Raw genomic sequence first — 23,775 nt, 5'->3', positions numbered from 1 at the left:
GCGGTGGTTACCGGGCTGTTGCGGTCAGCAGTGCGGAGGCGTTGCCGGACAGGATCGCCGTCTTGACGTCCTCGTCGAGCGAGGACCGTTCGACGGCGTCCCCCGGGCGCTCCTCGCCGAACGGGAAGGGGTAGTCGGTGCCGAGCACGATGTGGTCCCAGCCGATCCGGCCCGCGACGAGCCGCAGGTTGGCCTCGTCGCCGGCGAGCGAGTCGGCCCACAGCCGCCGGGCGGTCGTCCCCGGGGGTTCGGCCGCGCCGCCCCGCTTGCCGGGCCAGGTCGCCCAGCCCCGGTCGACGCGCGGCAGCAGCCAGGCGAGCGCGCCGGCCCCGTGCGCGAGCAGTACCCGCAGGGCGGGGTTCGCGCTCAGTACGCCGCCGTGCAGCAGGGCGAGCGCCGCGTACGCGGTCTCGGTGGGCATGCCGACGGTGTACATGGCGTTGTAGCGGGTCAGCCGGTCCGCGGAGCGTACGTCCCAGGGGTGGACCAGCACCGGCACGTCCAGTTCGGCGATGGCCTCGAAGACCGGCTTCAGCAGCGGGTCGTCGAGCTCGCGGCCGGCGATGTTGGTGCCGATCTCCACTCCGCGCAGGCCCAGTTCGCGCACCGCGCGCTCCAGCTCCGCGACGGCGAGGTCCGGGTCGCCCATCGGCAGGGTGGCCAGGCCGGTGAAGCGGTCCGGCGCGTACCGCACCATCTCGGCGATGCCGTCGTTGACGAGCCGGGCCATCTCCGCCGCCTGCGGGGGCGGCGCCCAGTAGCTGAACATCACCGGGGTGACGGACAGCCACTGGCTCGCGACGCCCGAGGCGTCCATCTGCTCGATCCGTGCCGCGGGGTCCCAGCAGGTGTGCGGGACCGTGCGGAAGTGCTTGCCGCTCACGAACAGGTCGGCGGTGCAGTCGTCGACCGCGCGCCGGACCGGCCAGCGGGCGTCGCCGTAGCGTTCGGCGAGGTCGAGCCAGTGCCGGGGCAGCGTGTGGGTATGGCAGTCGACCAGCCGGGGCCGGGCGCCATCCGTCATGCCGGCCCCTCCATGACGAAGGGGCCCGGCTGGGCGAGGACGTGTCCGCAGGACCGGCAGGTGCGGCGGTCCTCGGCGGCCTGGAACTCGTTGAGCAGCGGCATCAGGGACTCGATCATCTGCGACGACTCCATGGTCACCCGCTCGATGAGCGCGTCGCACCGGTCGCAGTACCACTCCACGGCCTCGGTGTCCCCGGGCTTCCTGCGGACCTCGACGACGATGCCCCAGGTGCCCTCGGGGCGCAGCGGCGAGTGGGCGGTGCCCGCGGGCACGACGAACAGCTCGCCCTCGTGCACGAGGTTGCGCCGCGGTGCGCCGCCCTGCTCCCGGGTGTCGACCCGGATGGTGCCCTCGACCTGGAGGAACAGCTCGTCGTACGGGTTGACGTGGAAGTCGTTGCGGCTGTTCGGGCCGCGTACCAGCACGACCTCGAAGTCGGACTCCGGATAGAGCGACTTGGCGGCCAGCGCGCCGGGGAAGGCCGCGCTGCCGGCTTTGCGGAGCTGCTCGACGGAGACGATGCCCGGGCGGGCGTCGGTCTGCTCGGTCATGTTGTGGGACCCCCTGTCACCCCGACCTCTGTACCGAGACCGTGGAATCGCTGGCTGTAGTAGAGGAGCGGCTCGGCCTCGCTCCCGGTCTCGTCCGCCCAGCGGATCGACTCGATGTGCCCGATGAGGAGGGCGTGCGTGCCGTGCTCCACGGACTCCGCGACCCGGCACTCGAAGGAGGCCAGGGCGGTGCCGAGCACGGGCACACCCAGCGCTCCCGGTGCCCAGTCACCGCTGCTGAATCGTTCCGCTCCGAAGGTGCCGTGCAAGCCGGCGAACATCCGAGCGACCTCGAGGTCGTCGCCGGCCAGGACGTTGACGGAGAACGCCCCGTGGTGCACGAGCCGTTCCCGGGTGCCGGCCGCGTGGTTCAGGCAGACGACCAGGCTGGGCGGCTCGGCGCACAGGGAGCACACCGCGGTCGCGGTCATGCCCCGCCAGCCGGCCGGGTCGGCGGCGGTTCCGGTGGCGATCACGCTCACCCCGCCGGCCAGCCGGCTCATGCCGAGCCGGAAGTCGGAGATGGTCACACCCGGGGTCGTCGTGGCGCTCACGACGGGGAGCCGGGCACGTCGGACGGGTGCGTGTACGAGTCCAGCAGTCCGTCCACGATGCCGTGGAAGTGGTCCCATGGGGCCTCGCGGTAGTTGTGGCCGCGCACGATGAACCCGGCACCGGCGTAGAACTTCTCGTACTGCTGGTGGCGGCCGGCGAACTCGCTGCCCACGAAGTCCCAGGCCAGCTTGTGCAGCTTCATCCGCTCGACGGCCGCGAGCTGCGGGGTGTGCCAGAACTCCTCGAAGGTCCGCCGCAGTTCGTCGTCCTCCAGTACGGAGCAGTCGGCCGGGAACTGCAGCACCCCGCCGCCGCACAGCTCGCGCAGGACGTCGATCAGCTCGGAGTAGTGCTCGACGCACCAGTTCATGGCGGCGTACATGGAGCGCCGGTTGTAGGTGACGTAGCCGTCGCCCCACGGCTCCGCGCCCCAGAGCTGGCCGTCGATGAGCCCCGCCAGCAGCGCCTCCTGCGAGGCGAGCCGGCCGAGCTTCTCCCGTACGGCGGGCACCTGGTCCGCACCCGTCGACTGCGCGACACGGCTCGCGACGCCCACCAGCAGTTCCAGCTTCGAGTGGAAGCGGACGTTGGACTGGTGGTTGCCGTAGGCGTGCGCGGGGGTGCGGAAGTACAGCTCGCGGGAGAGCGGCACGTCGTTGTGAACGAAGACGCGCTCCCACGGGATGTGCACGTGGTCGAAGAGGACCATGGCGTCGGTCTCGTCGAACCGCCGGCTCAGCGGGGCGTCGAACTCCTCGGCGGCGGCGGTGCCGAGCGGTTTGCGCGACCACAGCGACACGCCGGGCGCGTTGCACGGCACGGCCATGGTGATCGACTCGGCCTCGTTCTCCGGGGCCAGGGGCAGGATGTTGCCGATCCAGATCTCGTTGGCGAGGACCGCCCCGGTCGCCAGCATCTTCATGCCGTGCACGATCACGCCCGCGTCGTCCTCGCCGACGACCCGGAGGGTCGGAATCGGGAGGTTCTCACGCTCGTAGAATTTCGGATCTCGGGCCGCCTGAGGAGCGACGATCGCATGAGCCGCGTAGACGTCGTTGTCGCGCATATGACGCCAGTAGGCGACGACACGGTCGGCCGTGTCATTGAAGACTTCAGGCGATACGGCCATGCCCGTGACGAAGCTCGCCACGTAATCCGGGGAGCGGCCGAGCAGGCCGTAACTCAGGTCGGCAATCCGCTTGTGAGCAGCCGATCGCTTTGCCAGATCCTCACGGCTCCTCGCTCGCATGAAATACGAGCTGTGCCTTTCCCCGTCCTCCACATACGTCATTACTTCACTGTTGGCGGGATCCGCCTTCAGGTCGTAGAGATCGGAGATCGTCTGGGCCGCACGCGCGAAAGCCGGGTGTGTGGTCACATCTTCAACAAGCGTCCGGCCGATGTAGACACGACGGCCGTCACGCAGGCTCTCGAGGTGTTCCTTGCCAGTCTTCAACACCCGATGGAGCAAACCACATGTTCCAGCATGTGGCTAGACCTTGACGATCTTCATGCGAGGGCACTCGGACCGCCAACACCCCCTGGGAGCTGGGGAAATGAGTGATAGCCCATCACTCAACAACCTCCCGCGGGACGATCGGAGGGAAATGTTCCGCCCGATCCGGCCGCTTTACTCCCGTTGTTCACCAACGCATCTTGAGCCAGTCGCCACACAAAGTTCATGACCCCGGCTCAACTCGGGCACGAACCACCCGGAACCGCCTGCGGCCGGCCGTTCAAACACCGCCCACGGCGACCCATTTGCGGACGCCGACGCACACCCGGGACGCCATGGCCGAGGCACGCCTATCACAGTCAAAAGCGACAACCGGCGTCGCGCGATCTCCCTCCCGGAAGCGGACCCAGGAATGCGGAGCGGACCATTCCGTCAACACCCCGAAAGACACTTGACGTTGCCCGGGACCGCTGGTTGTATCGCATAAGCCGCCTTGGGGGGTGGCAGGTGGCATCTCGCGGTCTCAGCCGCTTCTCAACTACTCAGCGCATCTTGTACAGCGCCAACTAGGTCCAACGGGGTCGTAAGAATCACGCATGGCCCCGGTGTGCGGAATTCCGCAACATGCCGGCACGTACGAACGGGGTCTTCGAGTCAGCCATGGAATATCTCAATGGCCAGCCATTGACGGACGAAAGTCCCGCCGAATCGCGCGCCGTGGGACACGCTGCCGAGGGAACCCCGTTCGCGCGGTACGTCGGCAGCGACGCGCTGCTGTCCCTGCAGCGCGTCCGCACCGGCGCCGAGACCGAACCGTCCTTCCTGATCATCACCCAGGTGATGGAGCTGCTGTTCAAACTCGCGTACACCGAAGCCGTACGCGCGCGGGAGCAGCTCGAACGCGACGACCTTCCGGGCGCCCTGCGCACCCTGGGCCGGCTCCGCAGGACCTGTGTCTCGCTGCACGGCACCTGGGAGGCGCTCAGCTCGATGAGCCCGACCGAGTACGCCGACTTCCGTGACGCGCTCGGCGACGGCTCGGGATTCCAGTCCTACATGTACCGGCACATGGAGTTCGTACTCGGCCACAAGGCCCCGCGGATGGCCGAGCTGCACCGGGGCCACGAGCGCGTCCACCGCGACCTCCTCGCGACCCTGGACGAGATGAGCCTCTACGACGCCGCCCTGCGCCTGCTGTGGCGCCGCGGGCTGCCGGTCCCGCAGAGCAGCGTCGAACGGGACTGGAGCCTGCCGTACCCCGAGCAGGACGAGGTGGTGGCCGTCTGGCAGACCGTCTACACGGAACAGGAGAAGCACGCCGACCTGTACGTGCTGGCGGAGGCCCTGGTGGACGTCGCCTTCGAACTCGGCCGCTGGCGCGCGACCCACCTGCTGACCGTGGAACGCCTCCTCGGCTCGAAGACCGGCACCGGCGGCACCTCCGGGGTCACCTTCCTGCGTCGCGCCGCCGAACACCGCTTCTTCCCCGAGCTCTGGGCGGTCAGAGCGGACCTCTGAGCCGCCGCCAGGAACGACCCGGCGGCCGGCCCGGGCCGCGGACGGGCCCGGGCGCGACCCGCCGGGGGCCCACCCCACCGCGCCGTACACCTCCGGACCACCACGTTCGGTGCACGACTCTCCAAAGGCAGGTCTCCCAAATGATCAAGAACGTTGTCATCGTCGGTGGCGGAACCGCCGGCTGGATGACCGCCAGCTACCTCAAGGCGACCTTCGGGCCGAACGTCTCCGTGACGCTGGTCGAGTCGAAGAACATCCCGACCATCGGTGTCGGCGAGGCGACGTTCAGCACGGTCCGCCACTTCTTCCAGTACCTGGGCCTGCAGGAGCACGAGTGGATGCCGGAGTGCAGCGCCACCTACAAGCTGGCCATCCGGTTCGAGAACTGGCGTGAGCCCGGCCACCACTTCTACCACCCGTTCGAGCGCACCCGGGTCGTCGACGGCTTTCCCATCACCGACTGGTGGCTGCGCGAGAACCCGTCCGGCCGATTCGACGACGACTGCTTCGTCATCCCGGCGCTCTGCGAGCAGAAGTCCTCGCCGCGCCACCTGGGCGGCGAGATCTTCGAGCTGCGCGAGGACCGGCTCGGCAGCGGTTCGGAGCCGGTCGGCCGCAGCACCATGAGCGAGCAGCAGACGCAGTTCCCGTACGCGTACCACTTCGACACGGTGCTGCTGGCGAAGTTCCTCACCAAGTTCGGCACCGACCGCGGGGTGCGCCACATCCTCGACGACGTCACCAACGTGGCGCTCGACGAGCGGGGCTGGATCAGCCACGTCGACACCGCCGAGCACGGCGAGCTGCACGGCGACCTGTTCATCGACTGCACCGGCTGGCGCGGGATGCTGCTGAACAAGGCGCTCGAGGAGCCGTTCCTGTCCTACCAGGACACCCTGCCCAACGACCGGGCCGTGGCCCTGCGCGTGCCCGTGGACGCCGCCGAGCGCGGCATGCGCCCGTGCACCACGGCGACCGCCCAGGACGCGGGCTGGATCTGGACGATCCCGCTGTTCGACCGCATCGGCACCGGCTACGTGTACGCCGGCGACTACATCACCCCGGACGAGGCCGAGCAGGCCCTGCGCGACTTCGTCGGCCCGGAGGCGGAGGGTGTGGAGGCCAACCACATCCGGATGCGCATCGGCCGCACGCGCAACACCTGGGTGCGCAACTGCGTCGGCATCGGCCTGACCGCCGGCTTCGTGGAGCCGCTGGAGTCCACCGGCATCTTCTTCATCCAGAACGGCATCGAGCAGCTCGTCAAGCACTTCCCGGACCAGAACTGGAACGAGCAGCTCCGCGTCTCGTACAACAACCACATCGCCCGGATGATGGACGGTGTCCGCGAGTTCCTGGTCCTGCACTACTACGCGGCCCGGCGCCAGGACAACCAGTACTGGAAGGACACCAAGACCCGTCCGCTGCCGGACGGTCTGGCCGAGCGGCTCGAGCTGTGGCAGGCGAAGCTGCCCGACCGCGAGTCGGTCTTCCCGCACTACCACGGCTTCGAGCCCTACTCGTACCACGCCATGCTGCTGGGCCTCGGCGGTGTGCCGCTCCAGTCCTCGCCGGTCCTCGGCGCCATGGACCCGGCCGCCGCGGCGAAGGAGATGCAGAACATCCGCCAGGAGTCGCGGGACCTCGTCGCCAAGCTGCCCAGCCAGTACGAGTACTTCGCCCACATGCGCCAGGCGCGCTGACCGCCCTGGCCCATCCCAGCCCAGAGCAATTCCCCCCATCCCACACCGCCGCGGCCCAGCGGGCCACGGCGAAAGGACAGCAATTGACTACGGACGAGTCGCTCGCGGAGCCGGCGGCCAAGGCGCCGCCGCGCAGCCCCCTGCGCGACAGGGACTTCCGCTGGCTCATGGTCGGCAACACCGCATCCAACTTCGGCGGGCAGATCGGTGACGTCGCCATACCGCTGGTGGCCGTGCTCACCGTGGGCGCGTCCTCGTTCGACGTCGGTGTCATGCGCACCGTCGGGCAGCTGCCCTATCCGCTGTTCGTGCTCTTCGTGGGTGTCGTCGTCGACCGGTGGCGCCGCCGCAACATGCTGATCGCGGCGGACCTCGGCCGTGCGGCCGCCCTGGCACTGATCCCGCTCGCCTACTCGATGCACCAGCTCGGGCTCTCGGCGCTCTACATCACCGCGTTCCTGATCGGCACGTGCATGGTGCTGTTCGACGTGGGCTCGCAGGCCTATCTGCCCCGGGTGGTGGAGCGGGACCAGATCCCCGCGGGCAACAGCCATCTGGAGACGGCGCGTTCGGCCGCGCTGATCGCCGGACCCGCGCTCGGCGGCCTCTTCGTCGCCTGGTTCTCACCGGCCAACGCGCTGATCGCCTGCGTGGTGTTCTACCTGATCTCGGCCTCGGGAATCTGGCTGATCCGCAGGCCCGAGCCGAAGCCGACGCCGAGCACGGAGCCGGTCCAACCGCTGAAGCAGATCGGCGAGGGCTTCAAGCTGGTCTTCGGCAACGCGATCCTGCGCTCCGTCGTGCTGATCGCGGCCATGTTCAACTTCTGCTACGCCGGCTACCTCGCCATCTACCTGGTGTACATGCCCGTCGAGCTGAAGCTGTCCAGCTACGAGATCGGCCTCGCGCTCGCGGCCTCGGGCCCCGGTCTGCTGGTGGGCGCCCTGTTCTCCTCCCGGCTGCCGAAGCGGTTCGGCTACGGCCTGGTGCTGAACGCCAGCGCGATCGTGAGCTGCGTGTTCCTGCTCGGGGTGTCGCTGCTGCACGGCAACGGCTGGCTCACGGTGGGCACGCTGATCCTGCTGAACTTCGTGTACAGCGCGCTCAGCATGACGTTCGGTGTGACCCTGGCGGGCATCCGCCAGTCGATCACGCCGGACCGGATGCTCGGCCGCGTCATGGCGACCCACCGCTTCCTCGGCGTCGGCTCGGTGCCGCTCGGGTCCTTCGTCGGCGGTGTCCTCGGTGAGGAACTGGGCCTGCGCAAGGGCTTGTTCGTCATCACCATCGGGATGATCGCGGCGTCGACCCTCTTCCTCTTCTCGGCGCTGCGGAAGATCGGCCGAGAGCTTCCCGAGGCCCTGGACGCATGACGCGTCAGCGCGTCCACAGGCCCGTCTGTCCCTTCACCCGTAGAAGAACTGAGAGTGGATCATGAGTGACGACGTCCCGTACTTCGTGAACGGCGCCTTTGTCCTGGAGCCGGAGGCCATCCAGCCGGAGCGCCACGGCCGCGTGGACCTCTACGTGCCCCCGGCGGCCGAGGGTCCGCTGCCGGCGGTCGTCTTCGTGTGCGGCGGCCCGCTGCCCGCGGAGGCGGAGTGGATCAACCCGCGCGAGTGGCCGGTCTACCGCGGCTACGGCAACCTGCTGGCCGCCAACGGCCTGATCGCCGCGCCCCTGCAGCTCCCGCTGCACGAGTGGGACCAGTTCCCCGGTGCCGCCGACGCCCTTAAGGAGGCGATCGAGCAGGTCCGCGCGGACGAGCGGGTCGACTCCGACCGGATCGCGATCTGGTTCTTCTGCGGCGGCAGCCCGCTGATCTCCGACTACCTGCGCACGCCGCCGGAGTGGCTGCGCGTGCTGGCGGCGACCTACCCGGCGCTCGGCTCCCGTCCGCACATGGAGCTGGAGCCCCGCTTCGAGCCGTCCCTCGCGGTGGCCGAGCACGGTGACGTGCCGCAGATCGTGCTGACCCGCGTCGGCCTGGAGGCCCCGCTGGTCGCCGAGACCGTGGAGAAATTCGTCGCCGCCGCGGAGGAGCACCAGGTCGAGCTGACCATCATCGACGTGCCCAACGGTCACCACGGCTTCGACATCGTCGACCACACCGAGGAGTCGCGCGAGGCCGTGCACCGAGCCCTGAACCTCGTGCGCGAGGCCCTGGTCAAGTAGCCGCTTCGGGCCCTCGAGCAACAGGAAGAAAGGGACAAGGGGATGAAGGAACAGCCCGAAGGACACCTCGAAGGACACCTCGAAACGGCGCTGCGGTCCCTGGCCGCCGAGGTGGAGACCGCCCGGACCTGGAGCCGGGCCTCCCGCTCCCTGGGGCAGGAGCGCATCGTCACGGTGTTCGGCTCCGCACGCACCAAGCCCGGGGACCCGTCCTACGAGCTGGCCCGGAGCCTCGGTGCCGCGGTCGCGCAGCGTGGCTGGGCGGCCGTGACGGGCGGCGGTCCCGGCATCATGCAGGCGGTCCGGGACGGCAGCGGAGAGCTGCTGTCCAGGGCGGTCCGGATCGAGATCGCCGGGGAGGTGCCCGACACCGTGCTCGACCCCAGCCGGTCCATCACGGTGGGCACCTTCGCACTGCGCAAGCTGCTGCTCACGCACGACATCGACGCGCTGTTCGTCTTCCCCGGCGGCGTCGGAACGCTCGACGAGCTGTACGAGGTCCTGGTCCACCAGGACACCGACCAGCACCGCCCGTTCCCGGTGATCCTGATGCAGCCCGAGGGCGTCCAGCTCTGGGACGCCTGGCTGCGGTTCATGAACGAACACCTGGTGCGCACCGGCCTGGTCAGCCCTTCCATCATGTCCCAGGTCGCCATCGCGGACAGCGTCGAGGATGCCCTCGCCCTGGCGGACAAGGGCATCCCCGCCGACCGCGCGGGCGCCACCGCCTGACGTGCACCGCGGGGCGTCGGCCGGGCGACCGGTCGGCGCCCCGACACATGTCCCGGCCCCCCGCCACCGAAGCCATGAGCATCCACGAGATCGACAGGGTTGAGTATGGGTAAGTCAGTGTCCGGCCCGTTCAGTGAGCTGTCCTCCATCCAGCGGCGTCTGTGGTTCGTCGACCAGGTGCAGTCGGGCGACATCGCGTACAACATGCCGGTGGTGCTGCGGGTGCGCGGCTCGTTCGACACGGCGGCGCTGCAGACCGCGCTCGACGGCGTCGTCGCCCGGCACGGAGCGCTGCGCACCCGGTTCACCGTGGTGGGCGGGGAGCCCGTGCAGGAGGTCCTGCCGGGCGCCCGGGTGCTGGTCGACGTGGTGGACATGCGCGACCAGCCCGACGCCGAGGCGGTCGGGCGGGCCCACGCCATGGGCGAGGCGCGCCGGCCGTTCGACCTGACCACGGCGCCGCTGCTGCGGTGTTCGGTGGTACGGCTGGGCGACGAGGACCAGCTGGTCGTCTTCACCATCCACCACATCGTCTTCGACGGCTGGTCCGCCGGCGTCTTCTTCGAGGAGCTGTCGCAGCTCTTCGGCGCGGACCCGGACGCCCTGGGCGCGCCGGCCGCGCAGTACCTCGACCTGGTCGAGTGGGAGCGGACGGCGCGCGAGAGCGGCGCGCAGGACCGGCTGGTGGCCTGGTGGAAGGAGCGGCTCGCCGGGGCGCCCACGGTCCTGGAGCTGGTGACCGACCGGCCGCGCCCGGCGGTGCAGGCGCACCGGGGCGCGCGCAGGCGGCTGAGCGTGCCCCAGGACGTGGTCGCGGGCCTGGAGAAGGTGAGCCGGACCGCGGGCGCGACGATGTTCATGACCCTGCTGTCCGCCTTCGGCGTGGTGCTCGCGCGGCACGCCGGGCAGGAGGAGGTGCTGATCGGCACGCCGGTGGCGTTCCGGCCGCGCTCGGAGTTCGAGCGGGCGGTGGGCTGCTTCCTCAACACCGTGGTGATGCGCGTGGACACCGCGGGGCAGCCGTCCTTCGCCGAACTGCTCGGCCGCGTCAAGGACATGTCCCTCGAGGCCTTCGACCACCAGGAGGCGCCGTTCGAGCGCCTGGTCGCCGAACTCTCGCCGGACCACGACCTCAGCCGCAACCCGCTCGTCCAGGTCCTCGTCAACTTCGAGCCGGAGCCCCGGCTGCCCTCGTTCCCGGGCTGCGAGACCGAGCACGTGCCGAACGAGGAGGAGGCGGCCAAGTTCGACCTCACCCTCTACGTGAAGTCCGCCGCGGGCCGCCTCGACCTCGACCTGGTCTACGACGCCGACCTGTTCACCGGGACCCGGATCGGCTGGCTCCTTGACCAGACCGCCGAGCTGCTGGCCCAGGTGAGCCGCAACCCGCACCGCTCCGTCCTCGGCTACCCGCTGCTGTCGCGGGAGAGCCGCGAGCTGCTGCCCGACCCGTACGAACCGCTCACCCCCGACTGGCACGAGTCCATCGTCGAGCGCTTCACCAAGCACGTGGACTGCGCGCCGGACCGGGTCGCCATCGCGTACAAGGACGAGACCTGGACGTACCGGGAGCTGGACCGGGCGGCCAACGAACTCGCCCGTCGGCTGCGCGCCTTCGGGGTCGGGCGCGGCGACATGGTGGGCATCGTCATCAAGCGCGATCCGTCCACCCAGATCGCGATGCTGGCCGCGCTGAAGTGCGCCGCGCCGTTCGTGATCATCGACTCGACGCTGCCGCCCGGCCGTCTCGTCCAGTGCATGCGGGTCAGCGCCCCGAAGGCGCTGATGCTCACCCGGGGCTGCGACGCCCTGCCGGACGAGGTGCTGGCGGCCATGCCGGAGGGCGCGGGAACGATCCGCCTCGACGACGCCGGGGTCTGGGCCGGCCTGCCCGGCGAGCCGCCGGGCATCCAGATCTCCCCGGACGACGCCATCTACGCGGTGTTCACCTCGGGCTCCACCGGCGTGCCGAAGTGCGTGGTCACCAAGCACGACGCGGTGACTCACTTCCTCGACTGGTACGAGCGCTCGCAGAACCTCGGCCCCGAGGACCGGTTCGCCGTCCTCGCCGGCCTCGGCTACGAGGTGCTGATGCGTGACCTGCTGACCCCGATGTGGGTCGGCGGCCGGTCCTGCTTCCCGGTCCACGACCGACTCGACTTCGCGCCCACCACCCGGTGGCTCGGCGAGATCGGCGCGACCGTCGTCCACCTCACGCCGCCGTACGCCCACGAGCTGGCGGCGGCCATGCCGCCCGGCGGCACGCTGCCGGCGATGCGCCTGGTCGGCATCAACGGCGACGTGCTGCGCCGCCACACGGCCACCGCGTGGGCGGCGATGGCACCGCACTGCAGCCTGATCAACATCTACGGGGCGACCGAGACGCCGCAGGTGATCTCCTCGCTGTCGCTGCGCGACGCCGAATCCCCGGACCAGGTACGGCCGTTCCTGTCGAAGGCGCCGATCGGGCCGGGCATCACCGGTGTGCAGGTCCTGTTCGTGAACCCGGCCGGCGAGCTCTGCGCCGAGGGCGAGGTCGGCGAACTGGTGGTGCGCACGCCCTATCTCGCGAGCTATCTCAACGGGATCGTGGGCGGCTTCACCACCAGCCCGTGGACCGGCGACCCGGAGGACCGCGTCTACCACACCGGTGACCGCATCCGGTATCTCGGCGACGGATGCGCCGAGTTCGTCGGGCGCGTCGACCACCAGATCAAGCTGCGCGGCCACCGTATCGAGCCGGGTGACATCGAGGGCGTCCTGGTCGGGCACGAGAGCGTGAGCCAGGCGCTGGTGATGGTGCGCGAGGACCGCCCCGGCGACCGGCGGCTGGTGGCCTACGTGACGGCGGAGCCCGGCACGGTGACCGGGGCCGAACTGCGCACCCTGGCCGCCGCCGCGCTGCCCAAGCCCATGGTGCCCTCGGCCTTCGTCGTCCTGCCCGGCTTCCCGCTGAACGCCAACGCGAAGATCGACCGCGCGGCCCTGCCGTCCCCCAGCAACGAGTGGGAGCAGAGCGAGCACTCCCGCCCGCCGGCCACCGAGGACGAGCGCCGGATGGCCGGGCTGTGGGAGGACGTGCTGGCCCTCGTCGGAATCGGCGTCGGGGACGACTTCTTCGCCCTGGGCGGCCACTCGCTGCTGCTCACCCGGCTGCTGTCCAGGATCAAGGAGACCTACGGGGTCAGGCTGAGCCTGCGCGAGGTGTTCGAGAACCCGACCATCACCGGGTTCCTCGCCCTCGTCGAGAACGGCGTGCCCGAGCCCGCCGAGGCGGAGCCGCTGCCGGTCCCGGTGAGCGGCGATGGCTCCCACGGGCTGTCGCTGGTCCAGCGCCGCCTGTGGTTCGTGGACCAGGTGCAGCCCGGTGACGTCGCGTACAACATGTCGGCGGTGCTGCGGGTGCGCGGCGACCTCGACACGGCGGCGCTGCAGACCGCGCTCGACGGCGTCGTCGCCCGGCACGGGGCGCTGCGCACCCGGTTCACCATGGTGGACGGGGAGCCCGTGCAGGAGGTCCTGCCCGGTGCCCGGGTGCTGGTCGACGTCGTGGACCTCGGCGACCGCGCCGACGCCGAGGAGGTGGGCCTCGCCTACGCGGCCGGGGAGACGCGCCGGCCCTTCGACCTCTCCGTGGCGCCGCTGATGCGCTGCCTGGTCGTGCGCCTCGGCGCCGGGGAGCGGCTGCTCGTCCTCACCGTGCACCACATCGTCTTCGACGGCTGGTCCGCCGGTGTCTTCTTCGAGGACCTGTCGCGGATCTTCGCGGGCGGCCCCGAGGCCTGCGGGGCCCCGGCCGCCCAGTTCGCCGACCTGGTCGAGTGGGAGCGCGTCTTCCTGGACAGTGGTGAGCAGGACCGCCTGGTGGACTGGTGGAAGGAGCGGCTGGCCGGCGTCCCGACCGTGCTGGAGCTGCCCACCGACCGGCCCCGGCCCGCGGTGCAGGCGCACCGGGGTGCCCGCCGCCGTCTCACGGTGCCCGACGAGGTGGTGGCGGGCCTGGAGAAGGCGGGCCGGGAGTCCGGCGCCACCCTGTTCATGACGCTGCTGTCCGCCTTCGGCGTGGTGCTCGCGCGGCATGCCGGGGAGCGGGAGGTGCTGGTCGGCACCCCAGTGGCGTTCCGGCCCCGCTCCGACTTCGAACGGTCCGTGGGCTGCTTCCTCAACACGGTGCTGATGCGGGTGGACACCGGCGGCCGGCCCTCGTTCGCGGAACTGCTCACCCGGGTCAAGGACATGGCGCTGGCGGCCTTCGACCACCAGCAGGCGCCGTTCGAGCGGCTGGTCGCAGAGCTCGCGCCCGACCACGACCTCAGCCGCAACCCGCTCTACCAGGTGCTGTTCGCCCTGCAGAACGTTCCCGAGGTGCCGCTGCGGCTGCCCGGCCACGAGGTCGAGGCGCTCGTCAGCACCGAGGCCCGCGCCCAGTGCGACATCAGCCTGCGCTTCACCCAGGGCGACGACGGCCTGGTCGGCATGCTCGACTACGACCTCGACCTCTTCGACGAGGCCACCGTCGACCGGCTGACCGGCCATCTGCTGAACGTCCTCGCCCAGGTCGCGGCCGACCCGGCCGTCCCGCTGGACCGGCTGCGGCTGACCGGCGAGACCGAGCGGGAGCTGCTGACGCGCTGGAACGCGACGGCCACGCCGTACGACCTCGACCGCACGCTCCCCGAGATCATCGCCGAGCAGGTGCGCCGCACCCCCGGCGCGCCGGCCGTCCGGTTCGAGGACGAGGTGCTGAGCTACGCCGAACTCGACGGCCGGGCCAACCGGCTGGCGCTGCGGCTGCGCGATGCCGGGGTGGGACCGGACGTGGTCGTCGGCGTCCATCTGCACCGCTCCGTGGAGCTCATGGTGGCGCTGCTCGCCGTGCACAAGGCCGGCGGCGCCTATCTGCCGCTGGAGCCGGACCACCCGGTGGAGCGACTGCGGACGATGGTGCGCACGAGTGCGGCGCCGGTCGTCCTGACGGCCGGTCCGGCGGGCACGTTCGCCTCGGAGGGCTGCCTGGAGCTGCCCGTGGGCCGCGAGAGCGCCGAGCGGGGACCGGATCCGTCGGCCCGCCCGGACGACCTCGCGTACGTGATCTACACCTCCGGTTCGACGGGCGCGCCCAAGGGCGTCCAGATCCCGCACCGCGGCATCGTCAACCGGCTGCTGTGGATGCAGGAGTCGTACGGCCTGACGGCCCGGGACCGGGTGCTGCACAAGACGCCGATCAGCTTCGACGTCTCGGTGTGGGAGCTGTTCTGGCCGCTGATGAACGGGGCCTGCCTGGTCCTGGCCGCCCCGCGGCGGCACCGCGAGCCGGAGTACCTGGCCCGGCTGATGGCCGAGACCGGCGTGACCGTCTGCCACTTCGTGCCCGTGATGCTCCGGGCGTTCCTGGACACCCCGGAGGCGGCGCGGCCGACCGCCCTGCGGCTGGTGGTGTGCAGCGGCGAGGCGCTGCCGGCCGACGTCGCGCGGCTGGCCCTGCGCACCCTCGGCGCGCGGCTGGAGAACCTGTACGGCCCGACCGAGGCGTCCGTGGACGTCACGGCCTGGACCTGTGAGCCCGACGACGACTCGGCGCTCGTGCCCATCGGCGCGCCGATCGCCAACACCCGTGCGTACGTCCTGGACGACCGTCTCGCCCCGGCCCCGATCGGGGTGGCGGGCGAGCTGTACCTCGCGGGCGAGGGTCTGGCCCGCGGCTACCAGGGGCGGGCCGCGCTGACCGCCGAACGGTTCGTCGCCGACCCGGACGGCCCGGCCGGCGCCCGGATGTACCGCACCGGCGACCGCGCGCGGTGGCTGCCCGGCGGCCGGCTGGAGTTCCTCGGCCGGCGGGACGACCAGGTGAAGGTGCGCGGGTTCCGGATCGAGCTGGGCGAGATCGAGCAGGTGCTCGCGCGGCACGACCTGGTCGAGCAGGCGCGGGTCCTGGTCCGCGAGGACCGGCCGGGCGACCGGCGGCTGATCGCCTACGTCACCGCGCCGGCCGGCCAGGTGCCGCCGCCGGCCGCCGAACTGCTGTCGCTGGCCGCCTCGTTGCTGCCCCGGTACATGGTGCCGGTGGCCGTGGTCGCGCTCGACGCCTTCCCGCTGTCCTCCAGCGGGAAGATCGACGCGAAGGCGCTGCCCGAGCCCGTGATCGAGCGCGAGACGGCGTCGCGGGTGCCGGCCACCGAGCCGGAGCGGATGCTGGCGGCCCTGTGGGAGGAGGCCCTGGGAGTCGACGGTGTCGGTGCCGACGACGACTTCTTCCAGCTCGGCGGCGACTCCATGCATGTGATCGCGGTGGTGGGCCGGGCCCGGCAGCGTGGCTTCGGCTTCAGCGTCGAGGACATGTTCCAGACCCCCACCGTCGCGGCCCTCGCGGCGCACCACCGCGGGTCCGCCCGCGAGCAGACCGAAGACAGTCCTGTGTCCGAAAGCGTCGGCGAGTTCTCCCTCCTGTCCCAGGAGGACCTGGCCCGACTGCGTGAAGCGTGACCGGCGGGAGCTGAACACCATGGCGATTCAAGATGCTTACCCGCTCACGCGGCTGCAGTCCGGGATGCTGTACCACAGCCATCTGGACCCGGCGGGTTCCACCTACCACGATCTGTCCAGTCTGCGGATCTCCGGACCGTTCGACGAGAGCCTGCTGCGCGGCGCGCTGGCCGCGCTGCTGGCCGGTCACGACATCCTGCGCAGCAGTGTGGAGCTGACCCGGTTCAGCGAGCCGATGCAGCTCGTGCACGACACCGTCGAACCCCCGCTGACCGTCGAGGACCTGTCCGGACTGGACGCGGCGGAGCAGCGGGAACGGCAGGCCGCGTGGCGGGCGGCCGAGAAGGCCCGGCCGTTCGACCTGGCCACCGCTCCGCTGCTGCGGGTGCACGCCCAGGTGGTGAGCGGCACCGCGTTCTGGCTGCACCTGAGCTTCCACCACGCGATCCTCGACGGCTGGAGCCTGTCGCTGCTGACCTCCTCGCTGCTGACGGAGTACGACCGGGCGCTGTCCGGTCACGCGCCCCGGGTGCCCGAACTCGGCACCCGGTTCCGCGACTACGTGCTGCTGGAGCGCAAGGCGCTGGCGGACGACGCGGCCCGCGACTACTGGGCACGGCTCCTGGAGGGCACCGAGGTGCTCGAGCTGCCGCGCTGGGGCGGCGGCCGTACGGGCACCGCGGCGGAGCGGTCCGCGCGGGTGCACCGGGTGGCCTTCGGGGCCGAACTGACCGAGCGGATCAAGGGCTTCGCGGCGGACTCGCGGGTGGCGACCAAGGCCGCGCTGTACGCCGCGCACGCCGCGGTCGTCGCCCGGCTGTCGGGACAGCGCCGGGTGCTCACCGGCCGCGTCGCCAACTGCCGCCCGGAGACGGCCGACGGGGAGCGGGTGATCGGCCTGTTCCTCAACAGCACCCCGCTGGTGGTGGACACGGGCGGGACGAACTGGCGCGACCTGGCCCGGCAGGTGCACCGGGCGGAGGGCGAGGCGCTCGTCCACCGGCGCTATCCGCTGGTCCAGATGCAGCGCGACCTGAACCGGGACACGCTCTTCGAGACGCTGGTCGACTACCGGGCCATGCGGAGCTACGGCGGTATGTCGCTGACCCGTCTGACGATCGACGAGACGGACTTCTTCGAGCAGACCAACCTGTCCTTCACCGCCAACTTCGGCGCCGACCCGGACACCGGCGAACTGGGCCTGGGCATCAACCACAACGCGGCCGAGTTCTCCGCCGAGCAGATGGAGGCGATCGGCGGCTACTACACCGCGGCGCTGCGGGCCATGGTGGAGGACCCCGGCGCGTCCGTGGCGGGCACGCCGCTGCTGACCCCGGCGGAGACCACCCGGCAGCTGCGGGAGTGGAACGACACCGCTGCCGCGCTCCCCCTGGACCGGCCGCTGCCGGCGCTGCTCGCCGAGACCGCCGCCCGCCACCCCGGCCGGGTCGCGCTGCGCGCCGGGGGCCGCGAGCTGACCTACACGGAGCTGTACCGGCGGGTGAACCGGCTGGCCCGGCGGCTGCGCGAGGAGGGCGTCGGCCCCGGAGTGATCACCGGCGTGTGCATGCGGCGCTCGGCGGACCTGGTCACCGCGCTGCTGGCCGTGCTCTCGGCCGGCGGTGCCTATCTGCCGTTGGACCCGGAGTACCCGGCCGACCGGCTGGCGTACATGCTGGCCGACGCGCAGGCGCCGGTCGTGCTCGTCGACCCCGGCACGCGGCCGCCCGAGTCCGCGGCGACCGTGCTGACGATCGCGCCGGACACCCTGGACGAGGGACCGGACGACGCCGTGGACCCGGGCCTGCGGGCGGAGGACCTGGCCTATGTGATCTACACGTCCGGCTCGACGGGCCGGCCGAAGGGCGTCCAGATCCCGCACCGCGCGCTGGTGAACCTGCTGCACTCGATGATCTCCGAGACCGGCCTGACGGCCGGGGACCGCTGGCTGGCGCTCACCTCCCTGTCCTTCGACATCGCCGGACTCGAGGTGTTCGCCCCGCTGCTGACGGGCGCCGAGCTGCGCGTCCTCGAGGACGACGCCGCGCACGGGGCCGAACTCGTCGACGAGGTACGGCGGGCCACGATCGTGCAGGCCACCCCCTCGGCCTGGCGCATGCTCGTGGACGCCGGACTCGGCACCGAGCCCGGCGTCCGGGCGATCAGCGGCGGCGAGGCGCTGCCCGGGGACCTCGCGCGGCAGCTCGCCGAGCGCCTGGGTTCGGTGTGGAACGCGTACGGGCCGACGGAGACCACCATCTGGTCCTGCCTCCAGGCCGTGCGTGCCGACGAGCCGGTGACCATCGGTACGCCGCTCGCCAACACCCAGGTCTACGTCCTGGACGACACCCTGCGTCCGGTGCCGGTGGGGGTGCCGGGCGAGCTGTACATCGGCGGCGAGGGCGTGGCCCGCGGCTACCGGGGGCAGCCCGCCCTGACGTCGGTGCGCTTCGTGGCCGACCCCTTCGGCCCCGCGGGCGCCCGGCTGTTCCGCACGGGTGACACCGTGCGCTGGCGGCCGGACGGCCGGCTGGACTTCATCGGCCGCAACGACCACCAGGTCAAGATCCGCGGGTTCCGGATCGAACTCGGCGAGATCGAGTCGGTGCTCGCCACCCACCCGGCGGTCGGCCAGGTCGTCGTCACCCCGCGCCCGGACCGGCGCGGCGAACACCAGCTCGTCGCCTACCTGGTCGCCGCCCCGGGCGCCGGGGCGGCCGCCCCGCAGGAGCTGCGCGCGCTGGTGACGGCCCACGTCCCGGACTACATGGTGCCCGCCGCGTACGTGTGGCTCGACGCGTACCCGCTGACCCCGAACGGCAAGATCGACCGGGCGGCGCTGCCGGACCCGGACCGCAGCGGCACCGCCGCCGGGCGGATCGTCGAGCCCTCCACCGGGACCGAGCTGATGGTCGCCGGGCTGTGGGCGCAGGAGCTGGGGCTGGACACGGTGGGCGCCACCGACTCCTTCCGGGACCTGGGCGGGCACTCCATCGCCGCGCTCCGCATCGTCCTGCGGATCAAGGAGGCCACCGGCCACGAGGTTCCGCTGGCGAGCCTGCTCACCGGCGCCACCGTCGCCTCGCTCGCGGAGGGCATCGACGCGGGCCGCGAGGACGAGAGTTCGATCCTCGTCCCGCTGCGTGAGGCGCCGGGCTCGGACCAGCGGCCGCTGTTCCTGATCCATCCGCTGGGCGGCACGGTGTTCTGCTACGGTGCGCTGACCGACGCCCTCCCGGCGGACCAACCCGCCTACGGAATACAGGCCTTCGACCACGTGGCTCCCGACGGGCCGCGGCCCACGACCATCGAGGCCATCGCCGAGCACTACCTGGACGTGGTGCGCGCCGTGCAGCCCGAGGGGCCGTACCGCTTCGGCGGCTGGTGCATGGGCGGTGCCGTGGCCTACGCCATGGCGCGCCGGGTGCGGGAGGAGGGGGGACAGGTGGAGACGCTCGCGCTGATCGACTCCAGCATCGCCGACCCCGTACCCCCGGAGTGGGTCGACGACGACGCGGCCGCGATCCTCGGCGCGTTCGCCAACCAGCTCCCGATCACCCTGGCCGAACTCCAGCGGGTCCCCGCCGAACGGCGGCTGGCCCACGCGCTGTCGCTCGCCGAGGGCCATCTCGCACGCCCCGACGTGGGCAGCGTGGACGACCTGCGGCGCCTGGTGGACCTCTACCGCCGGCACGCCAAGGCGCTGCTGGAGTACCGCGACGGCGCGCACGACCCGTACCGGGGCGGCGCGGTGGTGATCCGGGGCGAGGACGCCCCGCACACCACGCCGGACCTGGGCTGGAGCGCCAAGGTCGAGGGTCCCCTCGTGGTGCTGACGACCCCGGGAGACCACCGCACTCTGCTCGCGGAACCGCGGGTGGGCGACCTGGCCGACCGGCTGGTGGTCGCCATGCGCGAGGGCGTCGGCGCCCTGGCGCGGTTCACCGGCGAAAGCGCCGTGCACTGATGGCGCACCGTTCGGCGGCCGTGGCCGACCGCGCCGATACTTCTTGGAGGTCCTCATGACGACACCCCCGACCGACCAGTCGCCCGGCGACATCCCCGACTGGGCCTACGGTGTCCGCCGGCTCGTGGTGTTCAGCGGGGCCGGCATCTCCACCGACTCCGGCATCCAGGACTTCCGCGGTCCCACCGGCGTCTGGACCCTGAGCCCGGGACTCCAGACGAAGCACACCTACCAGGCCTTCATGGCCGACCCCGAACTCCGGGTCAGCTACTGGAAGACGCGTTACGAGCACCCCGTGTGGGGCGCCGAGCCCAACGCCGGCCACCGCGCGGTGGCCGCGCTCGGGGAGTCGGGCATCGACACGACCGTCGTGACGCAGAACACCGACGGTCTGCACCAGCTCGCCGGCACGCCCGCCGACCGGGTCTTCGAGCTGCACGGCACGATGCGCACCACCCAGTGCGTCGCGTGCGGGCGCCGGTCGCCGACCACGGACGTGCTGGCCAGGATCGAGGCCGGCGAGGCCACTCCGCCGTGCCCGGAGTGCGGCGGCATCCAGAAGACCGCCAGCACCATGTTCGGGCAGACCATGTCCCCGGAGACGTTCGTCCGGGCCGAGGAGGCCGTCACCTCGTGCGACCTGATCCTCGCCGTGGGGACGACGCTCACCGTCGAGCCCGCGGGCTCGCTGTGCGCGAGCGCGGTGAACGCCGGGGCGACCCTGGTCATCGTCAACTGGGATCCCACGCCCTACGACGCCATCGCCACCGACATCATCCGGGACCCGCTGGGCGAGGCGCTGCCGCGCATCGCGGCGCAGCTGCGGGCCGCCGCCTCGGGTGCCGTCACCCGTGAGGAGGCCGCCGTCGGGGAGGAGGCCGCCGCGCCGGCGGCGCGTCCCAGCGTGCTGCTGCGCGCGGACGCCCGGACCGCGCGGTTCCGTTCGCGGGCCGCCGAGCTGGAGCGGCTCGCCCAGTGGTGTGCGGGCACCGGCACCCGGACCCATCTGGTGTCGGGCCCGGCCGGGAGCGGCAAGTCCCGCCTCGCCCTCGAACTCGCCGACCGGCTGGGCGGGTCGGACGAGTGGGACATCGCGTTCCCGACGCCGGAAGCGGGCCTTCCCGCCACGGAGCGGCCGCTGCTGGTGGTCGTGGAGAGCGCCGAGACCCGCGGCGAGCAGGTGGCCCGGATCCAGGCCGAGGCGTCGGCGCGTGAGACCGGCGCGCCGGTCCGCCTGCTGCTGCTGGCCCGCACGGACGGCCCCCGGCCGGCGGCGGACACCCACGAGGAGCTCGGGGCTCCCGACGCGGCGGAGCCGGACCACGCCGACGCCGTGCGCGAGGCCGCGCAGGACTACGCGGCGGCCCTCGGCGACCACTCCCCCGCGGCCGTCCGGCCCGAGGACGTACCGCCGCTGCCCGGAGCCCTCCAGGCCGCGGTGCTGGCCTCCGCGCTGGCGCCGTCCACCGGTACGGGCGGACCGGACGAGGGGCTGCTGCTCCAGCGGGAACTGGCGTACCTGCGGGCCGCCGCGGACGCGCACGGGCTGAAACTGCCGGCCGCTGTGGTGGCCGGTGCGGCCGCCACCGCCGTGCTGTGCGGCGCCGCCGACGAGGAGGCGGCCCTCGCCGCCCTCGGGCACCTGCAGGCGCTGGAGGACCCTGAGCTGCGGGTCCGGGTCGCGCGGTGGCTGTGTGAGATGTACCCGCCAATCGCCGAGGGGTCCGCCTACTGGAGCGAGTCGCTGCCCGACGCGCTGGACGAGGAGCTGGTGGCCGAGGTCGCCACGCCCCGGTTCCTGCTCGGCGCGCTGATGGAGACCACCGAGGACCAGGACCGGCGCGTGCTGACCGTGCTGGCCCGCGCCGCGGACACCCGTCCGCAGGTCCGCCGGCGTCTGACCGAGCTGCTTTCGCTGCTGCCGGGTGTCTCGCCCGCGGCGGTCGAGGTGGCGCTGACCCGCGGCTACCCGGCCCCGCTGGCCGAGGCGCTGACCGCGCTGGCCGAGAAGAACCCCGCCCTGCCCGCCGACCTGCTGGACGCCGTACCGGCGGGCGTGACGGTGTTCGGCGAGTTCCCGGTGCTGCTCGCGGAGAGCCTGGTGGACGCCTACGAGCGCCGGGCGCAGACCCAGAACGGGCTGCGCGGCCTCACCAAGACGCTCATCGAACTGGCCGAGCGCCAGGCCGACCTGGGCCGCGCCGAGCAGTCGCTGGACGCGGCCCGCCGGGCGGTGGAGATCGCCGGCGTGCTGGAGCAGCAGGACGGCCACCTGACCCGGGCCGAGCGGGCGCTGCACCGGGCCACGGAACTGAGCCGGTGACGGGAGAGGCGGCGGTGCGCTGAGGTCACGCGCCCGCCGAGGACATGAGGCCCGTCCCCGCCGACGCAGGCGGGGGCGGGCCTGCGCCTGTGCGCTCAGCCGTGCCGGTGCAGCCAGCCGTGGGTGTCCTCGGACCGGCCGGTCTGGAGGTCGAGCAGCGCCGCCCGCAGGCGCATGGTGACCTCGCCGGGCTCGCCGGTGCCGTGGGTCCACCCGGCGTCCCGGGACTTGACGGTGCCGACCGGGGTGATGACCGCCGCGGTGCCGCAGGCGAAGACCTCGGTCAGGGTGCCGTTCTCCGCGTCCCGCCGCCAGTCCTCGGTGGAGATCCGGCCCTCCTCGGCGGTGAGGCCGAGGTCGCGGGCGATGGTCAGCAGCGAGTCACGGGTGATGCCGGCCAGCATGGAGCCGGTGAGTTCGGGGGTGACGACCCGGTCGCCGTACACGAAGTACATGTTCATGGCGCCCATTTCCTCCACCCAGCGGTGCTCGGCCGCGTCCAGCCAGACCACCTGGTCGCAGTCGTGCTCGGCGGCCTCGGCCTGGGCGACCAGCGAGGCGGCGTAGTTGCCGCCGGTCTTCGCGGCGCCGGTGCCGCCCTTGGCGGCACGGACGTAGTCCTCGGAGATCCAGACGGAGACCGGCTCGACGCCACCGGGGAAGTAGGCGCCGACGGGCGAGGCGATCACGATGAAGAGGAACTCGTCGGCCGGCCGGACGCCCAGCCCGACCTCGGTGGCGATCATGAAGGGCCGCAGGTACAGGGCGGCCTCGGCGGAGCCGGGCACCCAGGCGCGGTCCTGCTGGACCAGCGCGTCGCACGCGGCGAGGAACAGCTCGGTGGGCAGCTCCGGCATGGCCATGCGGCGGGCCGAGGCCTGGAAGCGCTCCGCGTTGGCCCCGGGGCGGAAGGTGGCCACGGTGCCGTCGGGCAGGCGGTACGCCTTGAACCCCTCGAAGATCGTCTGGGAGTAGTGCAGGGTCTTGTTCGCCGGGTCGATGGTCAGCGGCGCGTACGGGACCAGCTCGGCGTCGTGCCAGCCGCGTCCCCGCGTCCACTTGACCGTCACCATGTGGTCCGTGAAGTACCGGCCGTAGCCGGGGGCGGCCAGAATCGCCTCGCGCTCCGCGTCGGACCGCGGGTTCGCGGAGGGCTTGAGCTCGATCGTGGGCGTCGTCATGAGTGCCAGTCCTTCACCGTCGTGTGTGACGGACCGCGCCCAGGCCGTGCGCCGCGGGACGTCCGAGCCTTTCCCGTATGCCGCGGCCCCCATCCGATTATCAC

The 23,775-nt window shown here is 72.0% G+C and carries 13 protein-coding genes; 8 read left to right on the top strand and 5 right to left on the bottom strand.

Annotated features, from left to right (window positions below; genetic code table 11):
• Positions 1-7 precede the first annotated feature (7 nt).
• From ABZ478_RS04850 to ABZ478_RS04835, 4 genes are read right to left on the bottom strand one after another with little or no spacing between them, the layout of a single operon-like run.
• The gene (locus ABZ478_RS04850; protein ID WP_359545395.1) at positions 8-1,024 is read right to left on the bottom strand and encodes an amidohydrolase family protein; all 1,017 of its coding nucleotides are present in this window, start codon (positions 1,022-1,024) and stop codon (positions 8-10) included.
• The gene (locus ABZ478_RS04845; protein ID WP_359545393.1) at positions 1,021-1,578 is read right to left on the bottom strand and encodes a 3-hydroxyanthranilate 3,4-dioxygenase; all 558 of its coding nucleotides are present in this window, start codon (positions 1,576-1,578) and stop codon (positions 1,021-1,023) included. Before ABZ478_RS04845 ends, ABZ478_RS04850 begins: the two co-directional genes overlap by 4 nt.
• Positions 1,575-2,132 (bottom strand): flavin reductase family protein, encoded by a 558-nt coding sequence (locus ABZ478_RS04840; protein ID WP_359545392.1) that lies wholly within the window; start codon positions 2,130-2,132, stop codon positions 1,575-1,577. The genes ABZ478_RS04845 and ABZ478_RS04840 overlap by 4 nt, the downstream gene beginning before the upstream one ends.
• Positions 2,129-3,592 (bottom strand): 4-hydroxyphenylacetate 3-hydroxylase N-terminal domain-containing protein, encoded by a 1,464-nt coding sequence (locus ABZ478_RS04835; protein ID WP_359545390.1) that lies wholly within the window; start codon positions 3,590-3,592, stop codon positions 2,129-2,131. The genes ABZ478_RS04840 and ABZ478_RS04835 overlap by 4 nt, the downstream gene beginning before the upstream one ends.
• A gap of 714 nt (positions 3,593-4,306) precedes the next feature.
• Between ABZ478_RS04835 and ABZ478_RS04830 the strand changes: the two genes are divergently transcribed.
• The 8 genes from ABZ478_RS04830 (at position 4,307) to ABZ478_RS04795 (ending at position 22,490) form a co-directional block, all read left to right on the top strand.
• Complete coding sequence (locus ABZ478_RS04830; RefSeq protein ID WP_359545388.1) at positions 4,307-5,107, top strand: tryptophan 2,3-dioxygenase family protein; 801 nt, start codon at positions 4,307-4,309, stop codon at positions 5,105-5,107.
• 140 nt (positions 5,108-5,247) lie between these two features.
• Positions 5,248-6,810: a tryptophan halogenase family protein gene (locus ABZ478_RS04825; protein WP_359545386.1), complete on the top strand. Its 1,563-nt coding sequence runs from the start codon at positions 5,248-5,250 to the stop codon at positions 6,808-6,810.
• A gap of 83 nt (positions 6,811-6,893) precedes the next feature.
• A complete protein-coding gene (locus ABZ478_RS04820) occupies positions 6,894-8,183 on the top strand; it encodes an MFS transporter (RefSeq protein ID WP_359545384.1) in 1,290 nt (429 codons plus the stop codon).
• A 61-nt stretch (positions 8,184-8,244) separates the two neighbouring features.
• Entirely contained in the window at positions 8,245-8,985 is a 741-nt protein-coding gene (locus tag ABZ478_RS04815) for a dienelactone hydrolase family protein (protein ID WP_359545383.1), read from the top strand.
• A gap of 42 nt (positions 8,986-9,027) precedes the next feature.
• Complete coding sequence (locus ABZ478_RS04810) at positions 9,028-9,717, top strand: TIGR00730 family Rossman fold protein (RefSeq protein WP_359545381.1); 690 nt, start codon at positions 9,028-9,030, stop codon at positions 9,715-9,717.
• A gap of 105 nt (positions 9,718-9,822) precedes the next feature.
• Positions 9,823-16,200, top strand: coding sequence for an amino acid adenylation domain-containing protein (locus tag ABZ478_RS04805; protein ID WP_359545379.1), 6,378 nt, complete (start codon positions 9,823-9,825; stop codon positions 16,198-16,200).
• Between the two features lie 19 nt (positions 16,201-16,219).
• On the top strand, positions 16,220-20,167 hold the full coding sequence (locus tag ABZ478_RS04800; RefSeq protein ID WP_359545377.1) for an amino acid adenylation domain-containing protein: 3,948 nt from the start codon (positions 16,220-16,222) through the stop codon (positions 20,165-20,167).
• 55 nt (positions 20,168-20,222) lie between these two features.
• The gene (locus tag ABZ478_RS04795; protein ID WP_359545375.1) at positions 20,223-22,490 is read left to right on the top strand and encodes a Sir2 family NAD-dependent protein deacetylase; all 2,268 of its coding nucleotides are present in this window, start codon (positions 20,223-20,225) and stop codon (positions 22,488-22,490) included.
• Between the two features lie 95 nt (positions 22,491-22,585).
• On the opposite strand, the gene ABZ478_RS04790 is transcribed toward ABZ478_RS04795, so the two are convergent.
• Positions 22,586-23,671: a branched-chain amino acid aminotransferase gene (locus tag ABZ478_RS04790; protein ID WP_359545373.1), complete on the bottom strand. Its 1,086-nt coding sequence runs from the start codon at positions 23,669-23,671 to the stop codon at positions 22,586-22,588.
• Positions 23,672-23,775 lie beyond the last annotated feature (104 nt).

The sequence above is a fragment of the Streptomyces sp. NPDC005706 genome (assembly GCF_040631045.1).
Classification (GTDB): domain Bacteria; phylum Actinomycetota; class Actinomycetes; order Streptomycetales; family Streptomycetaceae; genus Streptomyces.
This window is presented reverse-complemented; position numbering and strand designations above follow the sequence as displayed.

What these genes read in the sequence shown, in the direction of transcription:
- ABZ478_RS04810 (WP_359545381.1), top strand. Translation starts at nt 9,028, where the DNA reads ATGAAGGAACAGCCCGAAGGACACCTCGAAGGACACCTCGAAACGGCG.
- ABZ478_RS04800 (WP_359545377.1), top strand. Translation starts at nt 16,220, where the DNA reads ATGGCGATTCAAGATGCTTACCCGCTCACGCGGCTGCAGTCCGGGATG.
- ABZ478_RS04850 (WP_359545395.1), bottom strand. Translation starts at nt 1,024, where the DNA reads ATGACGGATGGCGCCCGGCCCCGGCTGGTCGACTGCCATACCCACACG.
- ABZ478_RS04805 (WP_359545379.1), top strand. Translation starts at nt 9,823, where the DNA reads ATGGGTAAGTCAGTGTCCGGCCCGTTCAGTGAGCTGTCCTCCATCCAG.
- ABZ478_RS04790 (WP_359545373.1), bottom strand. Translation starts at nt 23,671, where the DNA reads ATGACGACGCCCACGATCGAGCTCAAGCCCTCCGCGAACCCGCGGTCC.
- ABZ478_RS04845 (WP_359545393.1), bottom strand. Translation starts at nt 1,578, where the DNA reads ATGACCGAGCAGACCGACGCCCGCCCGGGCATCGTCTCCGTCGAGCAG.
- ABZ478_RS04825 (WP_359545386.1), top strand. Translation starts at nt 5,248, where the DNA reads ATGATCAAGAACGTTGTCATCGTCGGTGGCGGAACCGCCGGCTGGATG.
- ABZ478_RS04795 (WP_359545375.1), top strand. Translation starts at nt 20,223, where the DNA reads ATGACGACACCCCCGACCGACCAGTCGCCCGGCGACATCCCCGACTGG.
- ABZ478_RS04815 (WP_359545383.1), top strand. Translation starts at nt 8,245, where the DNA reads ATGAGTGACGACGTCCCGTACTTCGTGAACGGCGCCTTTGTCCTGGAG.